16 protein-coding genes are annotated in these 20,838 nt (G+C 39.1%); 9 read left to right on the top strand and 7 right to left on the bottom strand.

Features of this window, described 5'->3' with window-relative positions; translation table 11 throughout:
* Positions 1-3: 3 nt before the first annotated feature.
* Positions 4-2,427 carry a penicillin acylase family protein gene (locus EGN73_RS00740; protein WP_219286120.1) on the bottom strand — a complete coding sequence of 808 codons (2,424 nt, stop codon included), beginning with the start codon at positions 2,425-2,427 and terminating at the stop codon, positions 4-6.
* 134 nt (positions 2,428-2,561) lie between these two features.
* Positions 2,562-3,140 carry a DUF2911 domain-containing protein gene (locus EGN73_RS00735; protein WP_219286119.1) on the bottom strand — a complete coding sequence of 193 codons (579 nt, stop codon included), beginning with the start codon at positions 3,138-3,140 and terminating at the stop codon, positions 2,562-2,564.
* A gap of 228 nt (positions 3,141-3,368) precedes the next feature.
* Here EGN73_RS00735 and EGN73_RS00730 point away from each other — a divergent pair, with 228 nt between their 5' ends.
* Positions 3,369-4,712 carry a M24 family metallopeptidase gene (locus EGN73_RS00730; protein WP_219286118.1) on the top strand — a complete coding sequence of 448 codons (1,344 nt, stop codon included), beginning with the start codon at positions 3,369-3,371 and terminating at the stop codon, positions 4,710-4,712.
* A 71-nt stretch (positions 4,713-4,783) separates the two neighbouring features.
* Here EGN73_RS00730 and EGN73_RS00725 read toward each other — a convergent pair whose 3' ends face one another.
* Both EGN73_RS00725 and EGN73_RS00720 read right to left on the bottom strand, forming a co-directional pair.
* A complete protein-coding gene (locus tag EGN73_RS00725; protein ID WP_219286117.1) occupies positions 4,784-6,715 on the bottom strand; it encodes a transglutaminase family protein in 1,932 nt (643 codons plus the stop codon).
* A 1-nt stretch (position 6,716) separates the two neighbouring features.
* On the bottom strand, positions 6,717-8,540 hold the full coding sequence (locus tag EGN73_RS00720; protein ID WP_219286116.1) for a transglutaminase domain-containing protein: 1,824 nt from the start codon (positions 8,538-8,540) through the stop codon (positions 6,717-6,719).
* Between the two features lie 161 nt (positions 8,541-8,701).
* On the opposite strand from EGN73_RS00720, the gene EGN73_RS00715 reads away from it, so the two are divergent.
* Complete coding sequence (locus EGN73_RS00715) at positions 8,702-9,781, top strand: endonuclease/exonuclease/phosphatase family protein (protein ID WP_219286115.1); 1,080 nt, start codon at positions 8,702-8,704, stop codon at positions 9,779-9,781.
* On the opposite strand, the gene EGN73_RS00710 is transcribed toward EGN73_RS00715, so the two are convergent.
* Complete coding sequence (locus EGN73_RS00710) at positions 9,775-12,045, bottom strand: efflux RND transporter permease subunit (protein ID WP_246611407.1); 2,271 nt, start codon at positions 12,043-12,045, stop codon at positions 9,775-9,777. The genes EGN73_RS00715 and EGN73_RS00710 overlap by 7 nt on opposite strands.
* Before the next feature lie 149 nt (positions 12,046-12,194).
* Here EGN73_RS00710 and EGN73_RS00705 point away from each other — a divergent pair, with 149 nt between their 5' ends.
* Positions 12,195-12,989, top strand: coding sequence for a thymidylate synthase (locus EGN73_RS00705; protein WP_219286114.1), 795 nt, complete (start codon positions 12,195-12,197; stop codon positions 12,987-12,989).
* Between the two features lies 1 nt (position 12,990).
* Here EGN73_RS00705 and EGN73_RS00700 read toward each other — a convergent pair whose 3' ends face one another.
* The gene (locus EGN73_RS00700) at positions 12,991-13,824 is read right to left on the bottom strand and encodes an aminotransferase class IV (protein ID WP_219286113.1); all 834 of its coding nucleotides are present in this window, start codon (positions 13,822-13,824) and stop codon (positions 12,991-12,993) included.
* A 153-nt stretch (positions 13,825-13,977) separates the two neighbouring features.
* Here EGN73_RS00700 and sdaAB point away from each other — a divergent pair, with 153 nt between their 5' ends.
* From sdaAB to EGN73_RS00685, 3 genes are read left to right on the top strand one after another with little or no spacing between them, the layout of a single operon-like run.
* A complete protein-coding gene (gene sdaAB / locus EGN73_RS00695; RefSeq protein WP_219286112.1) occupies positions 13,978-14,655 on the top strand; it encodes an L-serine ammonia-lyase, iron-sulfur-dependent subunit beta in 678 nt (225 codons plus the stop codon).
* 2 nt (positions 14,656-14,657) lie between these two features.
* On the top strand, positions 14,658-16,001 hold the full coding sequence (locus EGN73_RS00690) for a TolC family protein (protein WP_219286111.1): 1,344 nt from the start codon (positions 14,658-14,660) through the stop codon (positions 15,999-16,001).
* 8 nt (positions 16,002-16,009) lie between these two features.
* Positions 16,010-17,311 (top strand): efflux RND transporter periplasmic adaptor subunit, encoded by a 1,302-nt coding sequence (locus EGN73_RS00685; RefSeq protein ID WP_219286110.1) that lies wholly within the window; start codon positions 16,010-16,012, stop codon positions 17,309-17,311.
* Between the two features lie 71 nt (positions 17,312-17,382).
* On the opposite strand, the gene EGN73_RS00680 is transcribed toward EGN73_RS00685, so the two are convergent.
* Complete coding sequence (locus EGN73_RS00680; RefSeq protein ID WP_219286109.1) at positions 17,383-18,036, bottom strand: AAA family ATPase; 654 nt, start codon at positions 18,034-18,036, stop codon at positions 17,383-17,385.
* Between the two features lie 383 nt (positions 18,037-18,419).
* Here EGN73_RS00680 and EGN73_RS00675 point away from each other — a divergent pair, with 383 nt between their 5' ends.
* Genes EGN73_RS00675 through EGN73_RS00665 form a run of 3 tightly spaced genes read left to right on the top strand, consistent with a single transcriptional unit; the run spans position 18,420 to position 20,741 of the window.
* The gene (locus EGN73_RS00675) at positions 18,420-19,250 is read left to right on the top strand and encodes a beta-keto acid cleavage family enzyme (RefSeq protein ID WP_219286108.1); all 831 of its coding nucleotides are present in this window, start codon (positions 18,420-18,422) and stop codon (positions 19,248-19,250) included.
* Positions 19,247-19,894, top strand: coding sequence for an acetyltransferase (locus EGN73_RS00670; protein WP_009033466.1), 648 nt, complete (start codon positions 19,247-19,249; stop codon positions 19,892-19,894). The genes EGN73_RS00675 and EGN73_RS00670 overlap by 4 nt, the downstream gene beginning before the upstream one ends.
* Before the next feature lies 1 nt (position 19,895).
* Positions 19,896-20,741 (top strand): glycosyltransferase, encoded by an 846-nt coding sequence (locus EGN73_RS00665; RefSeq protein ID WP_219286107.1) that lies wholly within the window; start codon positions 19,896-19,898, stop codon positions 20,739-20,741.
* The last annotated feature ends 97 nt before the right edge of the window (positions 20,742-20,838 follow it).

Here is a 20,838-nt window from a genome sequence, read left to right as displayed (position 1 = left end):
CTTTCAATTAATGAATTCTGTGGAAAATAATAGCTCATCACGATCGGATTTCGACCTTAAGTTGAAATTAACATAGTCGCCGTTTGCCCAGATTTTTATAAAATTATCATAAAATTTACTTCCAGGGTTGCCGGATTGCCCTCCAGGATAAATTCCGTAAGCAGTCACCGTCTCTCCCATTTCTGCCACGTACCTCCAGCTTGCACCATGACGCGAACCTGTTGCATTCAAAATACCCGATCCTCCTCCGGTGTAGATACCTTTTCTGCTAAATGATTCAAAATTAGGTACCAAATGATTGATACTTGTGTTTTTATATGCTGCCCAATTGTACTCACCTTTTTCCTCTTCCCAATTTTTGATTTTCTCAACCATTACCTCAAAACTCTTCCTGACATGATCTTCTGCTTTTAAAAGGCCCTCTTTTTTGGATCTTGAGAATAGTTCATGGGAAGGCTCGTTCATCATTAGCTGTACTGTCTGATATTTATTGGGAAAAACTACCGGCACGCTATCCTGTAGTAGAAATGACCAAACTGACTTATAAAGCTCCTCCCACCAAATATTAAACAAGGTAGGTTCTTCTTGATTGGGAAAGGTATTGAAATTCCAATCAGCCAATTTTTCGAGATATCTTCCGACTTCAGTGCTGTCAATAGCCGGGGAGGTTTGATCCAAGAGGTTCATCATAAGCGGTAATGCTTCTGCTGCATGAAGGTGATAAGAATCATACTGTAGGCTTTTCATATCCTCCAAGGTCATGTTTTCCATACTCTTTAGCCTTTCATTTAGCCTTCTGTTGCGGTAATGTTCAAAAGAGTTATCAAAAACAAAATAAGGATAATCTTCAGACACTGAATGTTGGTTGGCGGAAGATACAAAACCTCTGCTAGGGTTCTTTGTGGAAGGATTTTGATCAAAAGGTATAAAGCCTTGCCATTCATAACGAGGATCATTACCATCCATGATGAATTTACCTTGACCTTCCCATTTGAGCGGAAATCTTCCCTGTACTTTCATAGCTATATCTCCTGTATTAGATGCAAAAACGAAGTTCTGTGCAGGAGAGGTGTAGTAATCCAATGCTTCCAGATAATCTTGATGATTTTTTCCTTTATTGAGTAAAAGAAAAGTTTTCTGCTCGTTGGATTCCATATGTGCGGTCCATTTAAGTGCAACATTGACATCCTGCCGTTCACCTTTGAAATTTTTATCATAAACAACCGGACCATGATGGGTGTATACTACCGTATCATAAACTGTCGGTTGACCTTTGACCTTGATCTCTTCCACACGGAGATTGCTTTGTATCCAGCGGTCATTATAAAGATATTCTGACCTACCATCATCTTTAAACTGGATTTTATACCAGTCTCTGGCGTCTCGAGTAGCATTGGTCACACCCCAGGCGATATTTTCATTAAATCCTGATATCACCCCCAAAGCCCCAGGTAAAGTAGCACCTTTGACCGAAAAGTTTGGAGTGCTAAGCTGCATGGCAAACCAGAGTGATGGCAAATTCAGACTAAGGTGGGGGTCATTGGCAATAAGCGCATGCCCATTTTTGGTTTTCTTGGGTGCTACCGCCCAGTTGTTAGAGCCTATACCAGGTTCGGGCTGTGCAAGAGCCGGTAAAAGTATTTTATCGTTAGGGTAATCCAGATTTTCGGGTCTTTCGATTTTTAATGGTGTGAAGTTCCACCTTTTTTCCGCTTCTATAACTGGATCATTATCTTCCGGAAAATCAGGAAAAAGCTTATCCAGCAAAGTTTGCCCCAAAATACTTCTGAGATTGGTGTATTGAAGGTCAACATCCCCTACCAACATGTCCGCCATATATTTGAGCAAAAGAGCACTTTTGTAGGGTGTCCACTCTTCAGGCCTGTAATTTAATATCTTATATTCTAAAGGAAGCTCAGCATAGCTAAGTCCATTAATGTATTCATTGACACCATCCGTATAGGCTTGGATCAGTACAAAGACCTCTGGATCACTTTGTTTGAAAGCATTGAGCGCATTTTCAGCGGCGTAAGGAAGTCCCTTCCTCCTTGATAATTTATCGACATCTAAAGCTATCGGGCCAACGATTTCAGAAATCCTTCCCGCAGCCGCCAAAGTCTGGAAATCCATTTGCCAAAGCCTGTGTTTGGCAGTTATGAAACCCTGCACCCTAAAGAGATCTTCTTCATGTTCAGCAAAAATATGAGGGATCAAATGTTCGTCGTAATTTACAGTGACAGGTTCTTTCAATCCTTTTAGAGTCACTTGCTCTGTATAAGCGTAATCCTCTGAAAAAGCATTTTGCCAAAATCCCTGGTTGGGATCCAGCAATCTACCCAAGGGAGGCACTGAACCAAATTGTAAAGACAATGCAACCCCCAATGACAATGTAATCAGCAGGCAAAATAGAAATGCAAAATACCGCATAGAAATTAAGGCTATAAACCAAGGGCTTAATTTATAAAGAATACGCTTATGTAGTGCAGATAGGCACCTAATAAAAAAAATATCCCTCTTTATGACTTCAGGAGGGATATTTTTGGGGTTTTACACAGTTCAGTCTATTCAACTTTTATAGGAAGCTTTACTTTTTCCCATCTTACTACTATCCCTGGAGATTCAATAGCAATACTTAATTGCTCTTGACTTTGATCTACATATTCAGGAGTAGACTCTACCCTAAGCACATCATTTTCTTCTTTGTATTGAAAATGTCCATGCTCTAAATCCCACTCAGAATTGAATATCACTGTCCATTTTCCGGATTGTTTTGGTATGGTAAACAATGAATATCTTCCGGCTTTTAGTTCAGCGCCTTCTACTTTGACATCTTTGTCAAAATCCACGTAAGTAGATTCATTGGCTCCTGTTCTCCAAACTTCATTATAAGGAACAAGGTCACCCCATACTACTCTTCCTCTTACAGAAGGAGCACCATATTGGATTTCTACTTTTGCCTCACCAATATTGCCATCGATTTTTCTCAATGGACTCTGCCTTTGTCCGGCTTCAGAGGATTCTGTGCTTACTTCTTCCTCCACTGTCTCATCAGTTTTGTTGCTTTGGCCCCCGCCACATGATGTCATGAAGGTGAAAGCGGAAACTAATGCAACGTTCATCAAAAGATTGGTTTTTTTCATAATTGAAGGTTTTTACAAACCACAAGTTATTGAAATTTTTTCTATACTTTCAAAATCCATGCATGAGCTTTTCGTTAATGGCATTAAATCATGGTACATAAGCTCTTTTTTTGATTGAAACCAGCTCATTTTTCGGAAACATCTCAAATAATGTTACACCTTTTTACAAAAGGTTTTTGATTATAAAATGGATTTGCTTTTTTCAGGTCAAAAACCAACCAAACGGTTATGAAAAAAAATCTTTACTACTTAAAATCCTTTTGCCTATTGGCAATTGGATTGTCAATTTTATTTTCCTGTCAAAATAATGAAGCAAGCCAGGAACTTATAGAAAACCCTTTTGCAGGACCCAGTCCTTGGCCTGAAATCAGAAAAGAGCGAATTGAAAAGTTACTTCCTGAAGCAATGAAAACTTCTGGAGTAGATGCCTGGGTGATCATTTGTCGGGAAAACAACAATGATCCCATTGCCCACCATATTGGAGGAGAGAATGCCGGAGGAACGGCCATGTTTCTTTTTTATCTCGAAAATGAAAAAGTCATATCCAAAGTCTTTTCACCTGTAGGTGAAGCTACGGCTCTTTCCGAACTGAAAATCCATGATGAAGTGATTCCCATTGAAAGGGGAAAATCGGCTGTGCTTCAAGGAGCAGAATATATCAAAGAAAAAAACTTCGGTAAAATTGCCATCAACAGCTCTTATGATGAGCTATTGGCTGATGGACTTAGCTATACCCAGAGAAAAACTCTCGAAGAAGCCTTGGGAAATCAAGCTGGAAAATTGGTTTCAGCAGAAGAATTGATCTATGAATGGCTGGCTGTGAAGCTCCCGGCTGAGGTGGAAATCATGACCAAAGCAGCAGAACTTACGGCTAAGTGGCAGGAGGAGGCCTATGCACAGGTGGTTCCGGGAAAAACAACTGATGCGGATGTAGCCAAATTCCTGAAAAAGAAAATGGAAGAGTATGGTGTTAAGGATGGTTGGTCTCCTGACCAAAACCCAAGTGTGAACTCTGGCCCTGATCGAGGTCACTCCCATCCAACAGATAAGGTGATCATGCCAGGGGATGTTATCCAGACAGATTTTGGAATCCGTGTTTATGACATGTGGGTATCGGATATTCAGCGCTTCGCTTACGTCCTGCGAGAAGGCGAAACCCAGGCACCTGATTCAGTGCAGTTCTACTTTGAGTCCTCCATAGGGGGTAATAGGATAGCATTGGCAGCCATGAAGCCCGGTGTTTTAGGTTATCAGGTTGACAAAGCTCAAAGAGATTGGATGGATGAAAGAGGGTCTGAGTATGTGATGTGGAGTACCGGACATCCTGTTGGCTATGTAGCCCATGATATTGGTCCTAACCTTGGAGCTGGAAATTTACCTGACCCATCAGTCCGCCCAGCTGCGATGAAACCTTTGAAAGAAGGAATGCTGTTTGCATTTGATGGATTTCATGCCTGGAAATTACCTGAAGGAGGCACCAAAACCATGTCAGTAGAAGAAACAGCCGTAGTGACCAGCGATGGAGCGCGGTATCTGATCAAACCTCAGGAGGAATTGATATTGATCAAATAATTCAATCGAAAAACAGCCACTTTATTCGGTGGCTGTTTTTTTACCTAAAAAACATGCTTTCCCCATTATTCCTAATCTGCTACTACTGCTGATTTTTTTAAAATTATAGGTTCCTGCAATTTCGAAGTGATCAAACCAAAGAAATATTTGAGTTCCGGGTAGAATCCCGCTGGAATTAAGGAATGTTTGAAATTGATGCTACTGCTCACTTTGATGGTTCCGCCCATAGGCTCCACTTTGTACGAAAATGCAGCTATATTACCCGGGACCATTACTTCTATTGGTTCAGGAAAATCATCAAGTTCATAACCATCTGGAATTTCTATTACAGTAGAATACATGTCATTAAATACATACAGCATATCAATGGGAAAAGTCCGGTAATCTGCTTTTAGTGGATTTTCTGACCAACGTACATAATTAAAAGGAGATACCATCAACAAGTCTTGGCCTAATTCCAGCTCTTGTCCAAGGACACTTATATCCATAATTCTTTTAGGTTCATATTTTTCAGTGATTTTCACCTCAAAAAATTCTCCCGTTTTATTAAAAACTTCCTTTTTAAAATCATCATCTCCAAGCTTTACTTTTGAAATTGCCTGACTGATGGCATCATATTCCGAAAACCTTAAATGAATTTGGGACTGCAACTTTCCACTTTCATTGACTTTAATGTTTCCAACCTGATTGATCCCAGAACGATGCTGTTGCGTCACCGGAACCAATCCAGAATTCTTATCTCTTAAAGCATATCCTTGGCTAACATGAAAGTAAAGAGGCAAATAACCAAATGGATAATTCTCATTGGAAGCGTCAAGGAAATACTCCTTTCCTTCGATTTCCGTTAATACCACCAACTGGTTAAACTGATCCAAAAACGGAGAGTCCAATAAATGAGATCGCCCATTCCCTTTACTGCTTATCATAAATGGAACTGCTGAGATGCCATTTGCCCTTAGCTGAGCCAAAAGCAAAAGATTAATATCTGCTCTGGAACCTTGCTTCTTTTCCAATAAAGACTTCAAATCCTGTGTAGGATAGTAACCCTGCCAATTGTTGAATTTGATTGAGTTCTGGACGTAGCTGTATACAGCTTTGGCCTTAGATAATTTATCTGAATTTTCGGTAGCATTGTAAAACAAACCACTAAGTGATTTGGAAGGCTTCAAGTAACTGCCAAATCGCTCCGATTCAAAAATAAAATCACTGAGTTCTTGCCAATTTGTGTATGTCTCTTTGAAACTTCTTCCTCCGCCCAAAGCAGAACTGGAAGAAACATATCCGGCCAATTGAAAGTCAAGTTTTTCGAGGTAATCCTGGTAATTGGTCATAAAAGGTTCCTCTTTTATGCTATGGAGGTCATTTAAAGTCCATTTGTATACTCCATCGTACTGCTTAGCTGTGGTTTTTAGGATCTGCTCACCCTGGGACATAAGTCTGTAATTCAGGTAGGATGGTATGCTGATACTATAGGTCGATTTTAGGGTTGGGATGTGGTTTTGAAAAATCCAGCTGTCCAGAAAAGTAATACCCTTGTCCTGCATGTTGTACTCAAATTCCAAAATAGACCCTGGTCTTACATCAGGGAAAGTAAACCTGACCTCTTTCCAACCGTTTTCTCCGTCAACATAAAAAAAATCAGCTTTTGAAAGCTTGGTTACTTCTTCATTATCTCCATCAAAATTGACCAGTTGGGCCGAAATTTTGTTGATATTTTGTATCCCATTATTCCCGGAAAAATACCGTATTCTTACGTTTCCGTTTTCCACTCCGCTTTCCTTGAGGATTTTCACTCTTTTGTGATAATGATTGTGAAGTACTCCTCCGTTGAAAATGTTAAAGGAATTTTCTTCCAAAACCACCGCATCTGCATCCGGTTCGAAAGCAACAAAAGTCAATTCCTTTTCAGCTTTTGTGATTTTACCATACTTCATATCCTGTGCATTTGTCTGCAATGAAATGACAAGTAAAAAAATCAGGTTTGCAATTAATTTCCTTTCCATATTAAAGCTTTTTCAGGATTATAGATCTTTTGGTTTGTTTGTGTATTTCAGCCAGAGTCTTGGCCTTTAGTTCTTTTTCAGCATCCTTTGGCAATGTCACTTCAAGTCTGTTCTTTACCATTATCTTCTGATTTTCGTGTCTCGCCTCTATTAAAAAAGTAAAGAATTCATGTTCGACATACTGTTCTCCTCCCCCTGATTCTATTTCAAAAGGTAGCTCCAAATTGATTTCAAGTGATTCTTCTGAACTGAAACTGCCGTTTTTGAGCATATCCAGATCCAGATGTAGAAAATTACCAGGCAGGATCATCCTTTTACCTGTTTGCTGCACATATTTCTGATAAAACCCTTCGAAATCAGCATATACCCTAGGAAGATTTCTAATATTTTCCCTTTCGGACTTGATACTGCTCAAGAATAAGTTATTTGCATTCAACGCTTCAATTAAATTTATCTTAAGCTCCTTTTCTCCCGCATAAAACATGGATTCTACAAAAGGTATTGCTGGAAATCCATCAAAGCGTGTTTTGCCTATTATTTGTCCATCCCCCATCTGATTGATCGCGATGGAATAATCACCTTGATAAGCATTGAACCTGGATTCTGCAAAGTCAGGGGTATGGTCCAGTACACCTCCTTCAGGTGTAATCACCAATACCTTCCTGTCTTTAGTGAAATTTCCTGAGAAACCAGGGGGCATAGTTCTGCTGGTAGATTCTACCCAGAATACTTCATCCTTAATCGGCACCCTAAGAAATGCATGATTAAACAAGTTTTGAGGAAATTCCTCATCCAGTTCCCGGTGATTTTCCCCTGCATATACCAGAGTGTACTGCGAGGGTATCCCCACTTCTTCCAACATGGCTTTCATCAAGGTAGTCAGCGCCTTACATTCCCCATATTTTGTATTGATAACATCTTCCGCAAATCTCGGCTCCCAGCCTCCAACGCCTAAGGTAATGGCAACATACCTGTAGTTTTCCTGAAGATATTTATAGAGAATAGATAGTTTTTCGAATTCATCGTCGACCCCTTCGACCATCTGATGCACTATTGTCTTAAATCTCGCAGGCAGCACTCCTTTACCTTCATTCAACATATTGATAAAAGATCCTAGCTTTTCCCAAGTTTCCATTCGGGAATAATATTTGTCGAGCCTGAACTGATCTGGCACCAAAATGACGGCAGGATTGGTTTTATCAAACAATTGCTGGGCTTCAAAATTCCCATAAGTCCAGCTTATTTTGGTAATTGAGTCCCCTTCTTCTACAATCGCTTCATCAATTATGTCAGTGATCTTGTACCGTAAACCTATTTGATTGGGATAAATGACTTCTAAATGTGCATGGGATACCTTTTGATAATAATATTCTACAATATTCCAGGGAGAGATAAAAAAATTATCTTTTGATGTCTTATGGATTTTATATTCTATTTCAAAAGGTGTTGAAATTCCTGAGGGTATAAATGAATTAATCTTTGTGTCTGAGTACAAATTTATTCCGTCGAGATGCGTTTTTTCTTTTAAGTCTTTGGCCTTGAATTTTTTAATAACTTTACCGGTAAGAGGATCCTTGACAATTGCCTCAAAATCCACCAACTTCATTCTCGGAGTAACTTCAATATTCTTAATAGCATGGCTCCAGCCTTCAGAATGGAGAACCCTCAATTTTTCTTGGATGTGGTAATCAACAGAATAATCTTCATTGATGATTACTTTGTGGTCTTTACTTATTGTTGAATAAAATTTATTTTCATCCTGAGAAAAAGATTCAGAACCAAGACTGAAAGCTACGGCCAAGAGAAGGCCAAAAAACTTGTTCATTTGCGCCGGGATTAGTGCAGTAAATGTATTCATTTAGTTCAATAAAAAAACTAGCCCAACTAAAATTTAACATCAAATTCTTTTACCCTATTTATCGCCATATTGCACGTTATTTGTTTAAAAAGCGTTTAAGACATAATTTCGCCACAAATAGCTCCTAAATGGTAAGATTTATCACTTCCTTATTTTTCATTTTTTCACTGACTTTATTTTACAGTGTATATATTTCTCCTGCATTTTTTCCGTATATCGGATTGATCACACTTACTATCCCTGTTCTTTTGGTCATCAATGCTTTTTTGTTTATAAGTCTATTATTTTCAAAAAGGTGGCTTTCAATTCTTCCTCTTATCGCCTTGGTGTTAGGATGGAAATTTGTAGGCGTCACTTTTCAGGTACCTTCCCAGAATAACGCAATCTCTGAAGATGGCCTTTCTGTACTGAGTTATAATGTGGCTCTTTTCGCATTCAAACGGGATAAAGACACACCCGCCAACCCACAAAATGTACTCAAATGGTTACAGGATCATGAAGCTGATATCAAATGCATTCAGGAGTTTTATCAGGATTATTCCACTCCCTCCCGTAATGCCATTAAAATCCTTGGTACTGAATCCGGTTATGAACACACCTATCAGATCATAGAAGGCAACCCAAGGAATAAATCTTATGGAATGGCAATATTCAGCAGGTACCCAATTGTAAATGAAGGGCGGGTATTTGACACCAAAAGAAATAATGGAGTAATATTCGCAGATATCAAAGTGGACAAAGATACCATTCGCATATACAATGCTCACCTTGAATCCATGAGCATCCAATCCGAAACGCTCAACAACCTAGACGGCATTAAGGAAAACTACAGGGAAACGCTAGGGAAACTGAAACGGGGCCAGGTGACCAGGGCCTCTCAGTTAGGGATTTTGGAAGAGCATATGAAAAACAGCCCCTATGTGAATATTCTTGTTGGAGATTTTAATGATGTCCCATATAGCTATACCTATTTCACTTTGAGAAAATTCATGGAAAATGCCTTCGAGTCAGCTGGCAGTGGATTTGGCTTTACTTACAACAAGGTCCTTTTTTTCCTTAGAATCGATAATATTTTTTATGAAAAACCGCTCAAAGCGCTAAGATTCAAAACCCACAAAGAGGTAGATTATTCAGACCACTACCCCATTTCTGCTATGTTTGACTGGCAAAAACCTTTAAGAAAAAAACAAGACCCAGAAGATCAATGATTCTTTTTATCCCATATTTTCTTGAGCGGTATCAGCATCAATGGCAGCAATAAAAGATCAGCCAAAAGCGCAAAAACCAAAGCCAGACTTATCAGAAGTCCAGAATAATAGGTCACACCAAATTGACTCAGTGTGAGCACAGAAAAACCAGTACCAAGTATCAATGTTGTCAATATGATTGCTTTCCCGGTCTCTAGGTAAGTGCGCTTGAGTGCGTATAACCAAGACTTTCCTTTTGCCAGTTCGATTCTCATCTTGGACATAAAGTGAATGCTATCATCCACCACAATTCCAAATGCTACAGTAAATATGATGGCAGTAGTCAGTTTGAGCTCTATACCCAAAAGCCAGATCACTCCGCACATCCACAACAGAGGGATTATATTAGGTAATAAAACAACCATTGAAATCCTCCAAGACCGAAAAAGAAATCCAGCTACCACTGCCACGATCAAGAATGCCACTCCTAATCCCCTTGCCATTTGTCTTGTTACACTTTCATGGCTAATGTCAATCAAATGGGAAGTTCCAGTAAGCCTTACTTCTACCAGATTTTCATCAATCTCCTCCACCAAAAATCTGTATAAATTTTCATTGAGCACATTACTTTTAAGACTACCCATGTCTGCAGTCCGCGTTGACATCCTTCCCTCTTTAGATTCATGGGAAAGTATTTGAACAGGACTTTGCTCCAAAGCCTGAGGTACAAATTCTCTAACCCTTTCAAACTGCCCCTGTGAAGGTAGCCGAAAAGCATTTTCACTCCCTGAATTAAGCGCTTTATTGATTCCTTTGACTGCGCTCAAAGGAGATAGGATTACAGCACTTTCATAGTTTTCCCTTACGAAATTTTCTAACTTTTCAAGTTCCAAAAGTACTTCCTTTTCCAGCAAATTATCGGCCTTTTCGCCAACTTTTAAAGAAAGCTCCAAAGGTTTGGATCCACCGAATTTTTCATCAAAAAACTCAAACTCCTTTACCAGTTCATGGTTTCGTGGAAGATTGTCCAAAATGTATCCATTGATCCTGAGGTCAGTCAATGCCAGTCCGGAAAGCAATGAAAGAGAAACAAAAACACATACTATTGTTATTCTTTTTTTGGTAACTGAGAGAAAGGCACTTCTCATCCCTATTCTCCAGAGGGTTCTAAGGCTGTCACTTTGGGCGGATTTCATTGCCGGAACCAAATAAAGCAATCCCGGAGCAATGGTGACCACTGCCAAGAACATGATCATTACACCCACTCCAGTATATAAACCAAACAACCTGAGACTGGGAACTGAAGTAAAAAACAAACTTAGAAATCCCAGTGCTGTAGTCAATGCAGTGAGAAAAACAGCTATTGACAACTCTGAGAAGGACTCTTTGACTGCTACATCACGGGCATCTCCATCACGCAACATATTGAGATAATGGTTGAAAAAATGGACCAAGGCAGCAAGGCCAATTACAGATAGGATAGTCGGCTGCATGACGGACATTACATCCAATGGCTTGCCGAAATAAAGTGAAAATGCCATTGCCCACAAAATCCCTATGGTCAATACCAGAAGAGGAATCACGACACCCCAAAAGCTTCTGAAAATTACGAGAAGCAATACAATGATCAATCCAAAGGAAATGCTGAGAAAAAAGGCAAATTCTTCTTGAAGCAATTCCACAAATTCACCCTGGGCTTTGATTTTACCCGCAGTCTTGATGTCATTAATCCCGCTCTCTGACAAAATTTCAGAAATTTCTGCGTATAATTCATCGCCGGCTTCTTTGGAAATCTGATTTTTGTTGTTGACTATAATAAGCAGGTAATCTGCCTCACTGTCCAGTAAGTTACCTGACCATTGTGGTGAATTCATTAATTTTTCTGCCTGCTTAGAAAGGTCTCCTTCAAGATCCAAAGTCTGTCTATTTCTGACTCCAAAAGGCCCTATGACAGGCTCTTTCATGTCCAGCAAAGACACCGTCCCCTCTACCAATTCAAGCCCTTTAAGCTTTTCATTGACAGCAGTGGCCTTTTCCAGAAATGTTTTTTCAAAAATATCCTCTGCCCCTAAAGCTACAAGCAAATAATCGTTATCATTTCCGAATTGCTCACGGAATGCATAGAAATACGCCAACTCTTCATCATCTTGCGGGAAGAAACTTTCAAAATCATAATCGAATGTGATTTTGGGAGGAAAACAAAACATCAATATTGTGGCAGACAATGCCACTCCCAAAGCCCAAAAAGAAAACTTTTTATCAAACATATCCTGTGAAAGATACATCCTCAGGTTAAATTTGTTTACAAAAGGCTAAATTTATTATAACATTTTGCCATTGTATAGCATTGACTTTTCAGTTTAATTTTGGATTGATGATTCTAATTCTTAGATATCTTTGATAAATTGCCCCAAATAAAAAATTCAAAAGAACGATGAAGCAATACCATGACTTGATGCAGCATATTTTGGATAATGGAGTCAAAAAAGAAGACCGTACAGGAACAGGTACAATAAGTGTATTTGGACACCAAATGCGCTTTGACCTGAGTGAGGGTTTTCCTTTGGTCACTACCAAAAAGCTGCACCTCAGATCTATCATAATAGAATTGCTTTGGTTTTTGAACGGCGACAGCAATATTAAATACCTGAATGAAAACAAAGTAACTATATGGGACGAATGGGCGGATGAAAATGGAGATTTAGGCCCTGTGTATGGTTACCAATGGAGGCATTGGCCCGACGGAAAAGGCGGGGAAATCGATCAGATCAAAAACCTTATAGAGGGCATAAAAAACAAGCCTGACAGCAGAAGACACATTGTGTCAGCATGGAATGTAACAGATGTGGATCATATGGCCCTACCTCCTTGCCACACCTTGTTTCAGTTTTATGTAGCAGATGGAAAATTATCCTGCCAGCTTTACCAAAGAAGTGCTGATGTATTTCTCGGGGTTCCTTTCAATATCGCATCCTATGCACTTTTTACCATGATGGTGGCCCAAGTATGCGATCTGGAGCCAGGAGATTTTGTGCATACTTTTGGAGATGCACACCTTTACAGCAATCATTTGGATCAGGCAAGGCTTCAGTTAAGTCGGGACATCAGACCACTTCCTACCATGAAAATCAATCCTGAAGTAAAGGATATCTTTGGATTTAAATTCGAAGATTTTGAACTGATCAATTATGACCCCCACCCACATATCAAAGCAGCGGTGGCGGTTTGATTTATATTTCAAATTCTTTTGTCAATTCCGGAGGCAGTGCATTAATATCTAATGTGCTGCCTTCAATTTTTTCTACCAAACTCAACCCGGTCACATTGGATGTAAAAACCCTATCTGCTTGAAGCAATTCCTGTGGAAGATATAACCCTTCCCGGACTTCAATTTCCATTTTCTCCAATTTTTCAATGATTACCCTTCGGCTTACACCCTCGACACAAGCCGATTTTAAGCTTGGGGTGTAAAAAACACCGTCTTTTTCCCAAAAAATATTGGAAGAAGCTCCTTCGGAAATAAATCCCTCTTGGCTGAGAAGGATGACGTCATCCAAGCCTTTTTGCTTCCTCTCGATATTGGCCATGACATAGGGAAGTGCATTTAGTGTTTTGCAGCTGCTCCATCTAGAATGCATCAGCCTCACTGAAGAGCAATAGGCAAGGTTCCTTTTCACAGGAACAGCAGGCACAAATTCACTGACCATCAGAGTAGCCGAAATACTGTCATTTTCCGGAGTATATTTCCCAAAGCCTGACCTGTACACATTCCACCTTACCCTCCATGTCCCACTTTCAAACCCGTTTTCACGCAAAAACACTTGAATTTGTTTGATATCGGAAAGATCCTGCTTGTCCAAAAACAAGGTCTCGCAACCTTTCAAAATCCTTTCTTGATGAAAATTGCCAAACCTAATAAATCCATCCCTTAAGACCATGGTCTCAAACAATCCATCACCAAATAGAAAAGCTCTGTTGTGAAAAGTAGGCTCCTTTTCTTCCCAAAACTTACCCGGGTTTTTATAAGTAAAATATGTATCGTTTTCGGACATATTGAAGTTCATAAATGGACACCTTAATAAGCTGTTCCAGGTAACAGCGGTTAAAAATAATTAAATCTTTAAGAAATTATCTTCTAAATCACCCGATTCGTCGATTATCATCACTCTGATTGAAAATACTTGCTACTTTAGCACATTAATTGGAAACTTAAAAATATGGGTACAAAAAGCAGTGTATTTGATATGATAGGTCCTGTAATGATCGGCCCGTCCTCTTCACATACGGCCGGTGTTGTCCGAATAGCAAGATCCAGCATAAAAATCCTTGGAGGAATCCCAGATGAAGCGCTTATCACTTTTTATAATTCCTTTGCCAGAACCTATGAAGGCCATGGCAGTGATCTGGCGATTTTGGGAGGATTACTGGATATGAAAACTGATGATGCCAACATCAAAAAATCCTTCGAAAAGGCAAAAGAAAATGGCTTAAAGTACACGTTCAAGTCCATAGGAAATGCTTCGGTATACCATCCGAATACCATCAAACTCAATCTGACCCGTGGAGACCGTAAAATTGAAGTGATTGGGGAAAGCCTTGGAGGTGGGATCATAAATATTGCGGAGGTGGATGGATTTCATGCCAACTTCTCGGCCCAGTCCCATACCTTGATTATCAAAGCCCAGGACATTTCCGGCGCAATCGCATTTATTTCTTCTGTCATCGCGCAGGAAAAAACCAATATTGCCACCATGTCTGTTTCCAGAAAAGGAAAACATGACCTAGCCTGCCATGTAATAGAAATGGATTCCGGACTTCAGCCGATCACCATTGAATACCTAAAAAGCCTTCCATGGGTCAAAGAACTCATTTACATACCTGATATTGATTTATAACTATGAGAAAAATTTACTTTTGTGGACTATTTCTAGCACTCTTTTGTGTCTTTGAATCCTCCGGTCAGGTTACTGACTATGGTGCAATGGACCTGGAAGGAGTTATAGAAACAGCACTGGAAAACAACCTGCAGCTCCAACGTAGCCAAGTGAATCTTGCTACTCAGGAAGCCAACCTTATCGGAAACGTCGGACAGAGAATCCCTACTTTTTCTACAGGTGGAAGTACAGGGTACCGTTGGGGTAGATCCATCAACCCAGTTACCAACCTGTTTGAAAATAACCGGATAGGAAACGTCAACTTATTTGCAAATGCCAATATGACTATTTTTGCGGGGCAACAAATCGACAACTCCATCAGACAAAACAGGGTTGACATAGAGGCTGCTCAGTACAATGTATTGGCAACCGAAAACAACATCACACTAAATGTCATCAACCTTTTTATCAATGTGGTTTTTTCCAAAGAGCAACTCCGCATAGCTGAAAACCAACTTAAGACCACCCAAGAGCAGCTTCAAAACACAATTAGACTGGTAGATGCAGGTTCACTGCCATTGGCCAATAGGCTGGATATAGAAGCGCAAAATGCCACCAACGAACTTGAAGTGGTCAATGCCCAAAACAACCTCAGGATTGCCAAACTTAACCTGGCGCAGGCCATGCAGATACCTTTCAGAGAGGATATGGATGTGGTGGCACCGGAACTTGAACCTGACAACTTTGCCCTGACCGATCGAAGCGTTGACGAAATCTTTGACGTGGCCTTGGATCTTATGCCGGAAATCAGGGCTGCGGAATTGGGGATAGAAAGTGCTGATTATGGAGTAAGAATTGCCAAAGGAGGATATTACCCTACTTTAGGCATAGGAGCCAGTGCATTTTCCAACTACATTGACCAGTTTTTCTTGGGAGAAAGGTTAGATTTCGGAACTCAGATAAGAAACAACTTCTCCAATTCTGCCAACATACAACTAAACATTCCAATACTTTCTAATTTTAGGAACAGGGCAAATGTTCAGCGTGCAAGATTGCAAAGAAGGCTTTCAGAAATTCAGGAAGTGGAGACCAGAAACCAGTTGAGACAGGACATTGAGTCCGCCTATACCAATGCAAATGCAGCCAGGCAATCCTACAGAGCCTCCCAAATAAGAGTATCCTCATTAGAAGAAGCTTTCAGGATCTCAGAACAGCGATTCAATGCCGGAGCCATTAATTTTGCGGACTACCAATTGGCACAAAACAACTTCTTTAATGCCCAGGCAGATCTCATTACCTCCAAATACACATACATTTTCAGGGTAAAGGTGCTGGACTTTTACTTAGGCAACTCACTTAAATTATAATTATCAACATGGCAAAGAAAAAATCAAATAAACTGATTTATATCTTACTGGGAGTATTGGGAGCAATCGTCCTTTTTGTGATCATTGGGAAATCTGCCGGTTGGATCGGTGGAGAAAAAGAAGTAAGTGTAGAAGCCAAAAAAGCTTCAAAACTCTCCATTACTGAAAAAGTGAGTGCATCCGGAGTGGTAGAACCCGAAACTGAAGTTAAAATGAGTCCTGATGTGGCCGGTGAAATCATCGAGCTGAATGTCATGGAAGGTGATTCAGTCAAAGTTGGGGACCTTTTGGTAAAAATCCGTCCTGATAATTTTATCTCTGCATTGGATCGGGCACGTGCCAACCTCAACCAAAATCAAGCACAATTGGCACAATCCAAAGCAAACCTAAAAAGGGCGGAAGCACAATTTGTAAGGGCAGAACTTGAATACAAGCGGAATGAAAAACTTTACAAGGATAAGGTAATTTCAGATGCAGATTGGGAGCAAATCCAGTCTACCTTCCTTACAGCACAAAATGATCTTGACGCAGCAGAGCAATCAGTATTGGCAGCTGAATACATCATCAAATCTGCCCAAGCCACCGTCAATGAGGCCGCAGAAAACCTTAGACTAACGAATGTATATTCTCCGGTCAATGGTATTGTTTCTAAACTTTTGGTAGAAAAAGGCGAAAGAGTGGTAGGTACACAGCAGATGGCAGGTACAGAAATGTTGAGACTTGCCGACCTTTCCAGAATGGAAGTTAGGGTCAATGTCAACGAAAACGACATCATCAGACTGAGCCTAGGGGATACGACGATCATCGATGTAGACTCATACAGTGCATCCAGCAAGAAATTCAAAGGGGTGGTCACCTCTATTGCCAATTCTGCCAATGAAAAGGCGAGCTCTGATGCGGTGACTGAGTTTGAAGTAAAGATCCGTATCCTGAATGATTCTTATGCTGAACTGGTAACGGAAAGAAACAGATTTCCTTTCCGTCCAGGAATGACAGCAAGTGTGGACATCATCACGCAGAAGAAAGAAAATGTACTTGCAGTACCATTGGCTGCTGTCACTACCCGGGAAGACCAAACCACTACTTCTTCAGATGGAACTACGAGGCCAAAGGAACTGGTCTTTGTCAATGATAATGGAAGGGCAAAACTGGTTGAGATTAAATCCGGAATTTCTGACTTTGACAATATCGAAGTGCTTGAAGGAATAGAAGAAGGACAGGAAATCATCTCAGGGCCCTACTTTGTAGTCAGCAGACAACTGAAAGATGGAGACCTTATCAAAGTCACCAAAGAGGAGAAAAAAGATTAATATATCAGTATTTAGATAAAGCCCTGCCAGGATTTCTGGCAGGGCTTTTTTTTTGATCAGATGTTAAAAATCTAAAACCCAATTTTTTTCACTTCATGTGGTTTATTAAAATCTCTTTCTTTCAAATTATAAATCTCAGAAACAGACATCGGGCGATCGATTTGAATTTCCAGTCCTAATCTTTCAGAAAGTTTTTTGGCTTTTTCAATCTCCAAATCCTTAAACTCATAATTGGCAATTAATCTTCCTTTCCTGACCAAAGCTTTATCAATATTGGTAATCTCAGTATTGAATGAACATATCACCTGTATATTTAGAAAATCTGAAAGTAAGCCATCTGAAATATTCAATAAAGATGAGACTGCTGAGGTCCCAGAATTTTCTCTGTTGGTAATTATATTCTCAGCATCTTCAATGACCAAAATGGTATTGGGATTTGATATAAGAAATTGAACAAAGTCTGGCTGAACGATCTGTGAAGCTAGATTGGGCGGGAAAAATATTATATTCTTCTTGATTGAGTTTATAAGGTATCTTAAGTAGGTCGTTTTTCCTGTTCCTGGTTTTCCATGAAGCAATAATATCCCCTTATCATTTTTTTTATTGAGCCTTTTCTTTATTTGATTGTGAACGTCAGGGAAATCAGGATTATAATTATCTAGAATTTCCAGTTTAGGTTTTAAAATGGGCATTTGTTTCAGCTTAAAGCCTTCGTCTGTCTTCATCAAGATAGAAATTGTTGACTTTCTCCTCTTTACTATTTTAAACTTCAGTAGCCTTTCCCTGTAACTATTCACCATATTATCATCAGAATACTTATAATAAATCCTACAGATATCTCTTAAGCAATCAAGGTTAATCATGATGTCCTGTTCCAAAAAATCAAAAAGGATCAGAGAGACACACAAACGAAATTTAAAAACTTAAGGACTCAAGCCATCAAACATAGCTTAATTAATAATATTTATTAATTAAATTTAATTTTCATCAAGTAATTATTAGTTAATTTAAAATGGAAGTCAATACATCTTCTTTTTGTTTAAATATATTAATAAGGTCCTTATATTAGATTTTCGATTCAAATAAATCCAAAATTTTCAAAAATTAAATGAATTCAAAAATTATAATAAATTTTTGCCCGACGGGTATGGTTCCCACCAAACAAACAACGGCTAATGTACCCATTTCCCCTCAAGAAATTATTGAACAAACCCATGAGGCATATGAGCTTGGAGTAACCATTGCTCATTTGCATGCCAGACAAGATGATGGGGTTCCGACGTACCAGAAAAATGTATACCAGGAAATATTCGAAGGAGTTCGAAAACATTGCCCGGAATTGATTATTTGTGGTAGCACTTCAGGGCGAAATTTCCCTGAATTTGAAAAAAGATCTGCTGTAATTGAGCTTCAACCTGACATGTGTTCGCTTACCCTTTCTTCGCTAAATTTTGCTAATCAGGCGTCAATGAATACACCTGAAATGATAAAACGATTGGCAGAAAAAATGCAACAATACGGTGTTGTGCCAGAGTTGGAATGTTTTGATATGGGGATGATTAACTTTGGTCATTACCTAATCAAGAAGGGGCTCGTCGAAGGGCCTTTCTATTGGAACATTCTTTTTGGAAACATCGCAGGCCTTCAGCCAAAATTTAGCCAAATTGGAATGGCTATCAATGAAATTCCAAATGAACATTATATTGCAATGGCTGGCCTAGGTAGCCATCAATTATCTGTAAATGCAGCGGCCATTGCTCTTGGTTACGGTGTTAGGGTAGGCATAGAGGATAATATCTGGTGGGACCATAACCGCAGTAGACATTGTACCAATTTAGAATTGGTAAAGAGAATTCACCAGCTTATCGAAATTCATGGAAAAGAATTTTATCACCCGAAAGACTTTGGAAATAAAGGTTTTTACAATAGAAAACGATGAAATCTACCAAACTACTAGGTATATCTAAGGATACCAGCACGATCCTTTTTGATATGTTTCAAGAGATTTATGGTATTTCAAGATTTGAATTCTTTATCAATCAGGAGCAGTATTTAGAACCTTTTATGCCTGTTCTTCAATATTCTTATGAAGCTCATCCGATGAATTCATACTCGGAAATTTCAGGTGCTGTCTTTTTTGGAACATCAGGAGCTTCTAATAAGAGAGCTATTTTTGATTACTTCTTTTCTGAATTTCAGGTTGATAAAGAAAGATATCAACAATTGGTTCACCCTACAAGCTATTTGGCACTTTCATCAAAATTGGAAAAAGGAGTACTTATTGAACCAAAAACTGTAATAGGATCTCAATCTTCGATAGGATTTGGGGTATTTGTAAAAAGAGGGGCCTCAATTGGCCATCATAATTCCATTGGGGATTTTACCGATATTAACCCAGGAGCCGTTCTATCAGGAAAGGTTAATGTCGGTCCGGGCTGCACTATAGGGTCGGGAGCAGTTATCAAAGACAATATAAATATTGGAGCAAACACAGTTATCGGTATTGGAAGTGTGGTTACCAAAGACATTCCTGCTAATTGCATAGCTTTTGGAAACCCTTGTAAAGTAGTCAAAGAAATTTAACATGGAATATCTTGGGTCCGATAAGCCAATATCTAAAATCCAACCTACTGTATCTGTTTTAGTTTCGACTTTTCAACATGTAGATTTCATATCAACCTGTCTTGATAGCATTCTCAGCCAAAAGACTAATTTCGCATTCGAAATTATTGTAGGAGAAGATGCCAGCACTGATGGAACCCGTGCGATATGTATTGAATATGCAGAAAAATACCCAGATAAAATTCGTCTTTTTTTAAGAAAAGAAGAGGATAAAATCTTCATAAAAGGAAAAAAGGTTGGCAGATTTAACCATTTAGAAAATTTCAAGTGTGCTAGAGGCAAGTACTTAGCCTACTGCGATGGAGATGATTATTGGATAGATGAAAACAAGCTTCAGCTTCAATTTGATTTGATGGAAAAAAATCCTGAAGCGAACTTATGTCTGACAAACACTTTACTAGAGAAATCCTCTGGGGAAAGTGCAAAACCGTTGGTTGACACCTTTTCCATTAAATCCCCAAAGGAACTTAGGAATGTTGCCTATCTCGGACATATTTCAAGCTGGTTTTTTAAAAATGATATGAATGATTTTTTAAATAATAAGATAACTAGAAAGGCTCCTGTAATGGATGTAATATTGTTTGTTTATCTAAAAAACCGTGGCAAAGTAATATCAACACCTGAAACCACCTCATTCTACAGGTATAATAGAAATGGTTTATATCGGCTTAAATCAGTAAAGAAAGTTCACATGGAAAGGTTTACCCTCAATTGGCTGATCTTTATTTACCTTCATAGGAACCCTGCTCTATTTCTAAGAAACTTCACTTATCTCCTCTGGCGATATTATTTGAACTTTATGAAGTGAACACATTAGTAAACTCCATGCTACCCCCAATTCTAATAATCAAGTATTATTGTAAATTACAAAACTCAACCTATTGGGATATTAAAAGACTGTCGTT

This window comes from Arthrospiribacter ruber, from assembly GCF_019343195.1.
GTDB classification, from domain to species: domain Bacteria; phylum Bacteroidota; class Bacteroidia; order Cytophagales; family Cyclobacteriaceae; genus Arthrospiribacter; species Arthrospiribacter ruber.
This window is presented reverse-complemented; position numbering and strand designations above follow the sequence as displayed.

Coding starts and splice junctions, on each gene's coding strand:
- EGN73_RS00740 (WP_219286120.1), bottom strand. CDS start 2,427: ATGCGGTATTTTGCATTTCTATTTTGCCTGCTGATTACATTGTCATTG.
- EGN73_RS00735 (WP_219286119.1), bottom strand. CDS start 3,140: ATGAAAAAAACCAATCTTTTGATGAACGTTGCATTAGTTTCCGCTTTC.
- EGN73_RS00730 (WP_219286118.1), top strand. CDS start 3,369: ATGAAAAAAAATCTTTACTACTTAAAATCCTTTTGCCTATTGGCAATT.
- EGN73_RS00725 (WP_219286117.1), bottom strand. CDS start 6,715: ATGGAAAGGAAATTAATTGCAAACCTGATTTTTTTACTTGTCATTTCA.
- EGN73_RS00720 (WP_219286116.1), bottom strand. CDS start 8,540: ATGAACAAGTTTTTTGGCCTTCTCTTGGCCGTAGCTTTCAGTCTTGGT.
- EGN73_RS00715 (WP_219286115.1), top strand. CDS start 8,702: ATGGTAAGATTTATCACTTCCTTATTTTTCATTTTTTCACTGACTTTA.
- EGN73_RS00710 (WP_246611407.1), bottom strand. CDS start 12,045: ATGTATCTTTCACAGGATATGTTTGATAAAAAGTTTTCTTTTTGGGCT.
- EGN73_RS00705 (WP_219286114.1), top strand. CDS start 12,195: ATGAAGCAATACCATGACTTGATGCAGCATATTTTGGATAATGGAGTC.
- EGN73_RS00700 (WP_219286113.1), bottom strand. CDS start 13,824: ATGAACTTCAATATGTCCGAAAACGATACATATTTTACTTATAAAAAC.
- sdaAB (WP_219286112.1), top strand. CDS start 13,978: ATGGGTACAAAAAGCAGTGTATTTGATATGATAGGTCCTGTAATGATC.
- EGN73_RS00690 (WP_219286111.1), top strand. CDS start 14,658: ATGAGAAAAATTTACTTTTGTGGACTATTTCTAGCACTCTTTTGTGTC.
- EGN73_RS00685 (WP_219286110.1), top strand. CDS start 16,010: ATGGCAAAGAAAAAATCAAATAAACTGATTTATATCTTACTGGGAGTA.
- EGN73_RS00680 (WP_219286109.1), bottom strand. CDS start 18,036: ATGAAGACAGACGAAGGCTTTAAGCTGAAACAAATGCCCATTTTAAAA.
- EGN73_RS00675 (WP_219286108.1), top strand. CDS start 18,420: ATGAATTCAAAAATTATAATAAATTTTTGCCCGACGGGTATGGTTCCC.
- EGN73_RS00670 (WP_009033466.1), top strand. CDS start 19,247: ATGAAATCTACCAAACTACTAGGTATATCTAAGGATACCAGCACGATC.
- EGN73_RS00665 (WP_219286107.1), top strand. CDS start 19,896: ATGGAATATCTTGGGTCCGATAAGCCAATATCTAAAATCCAACCTACT.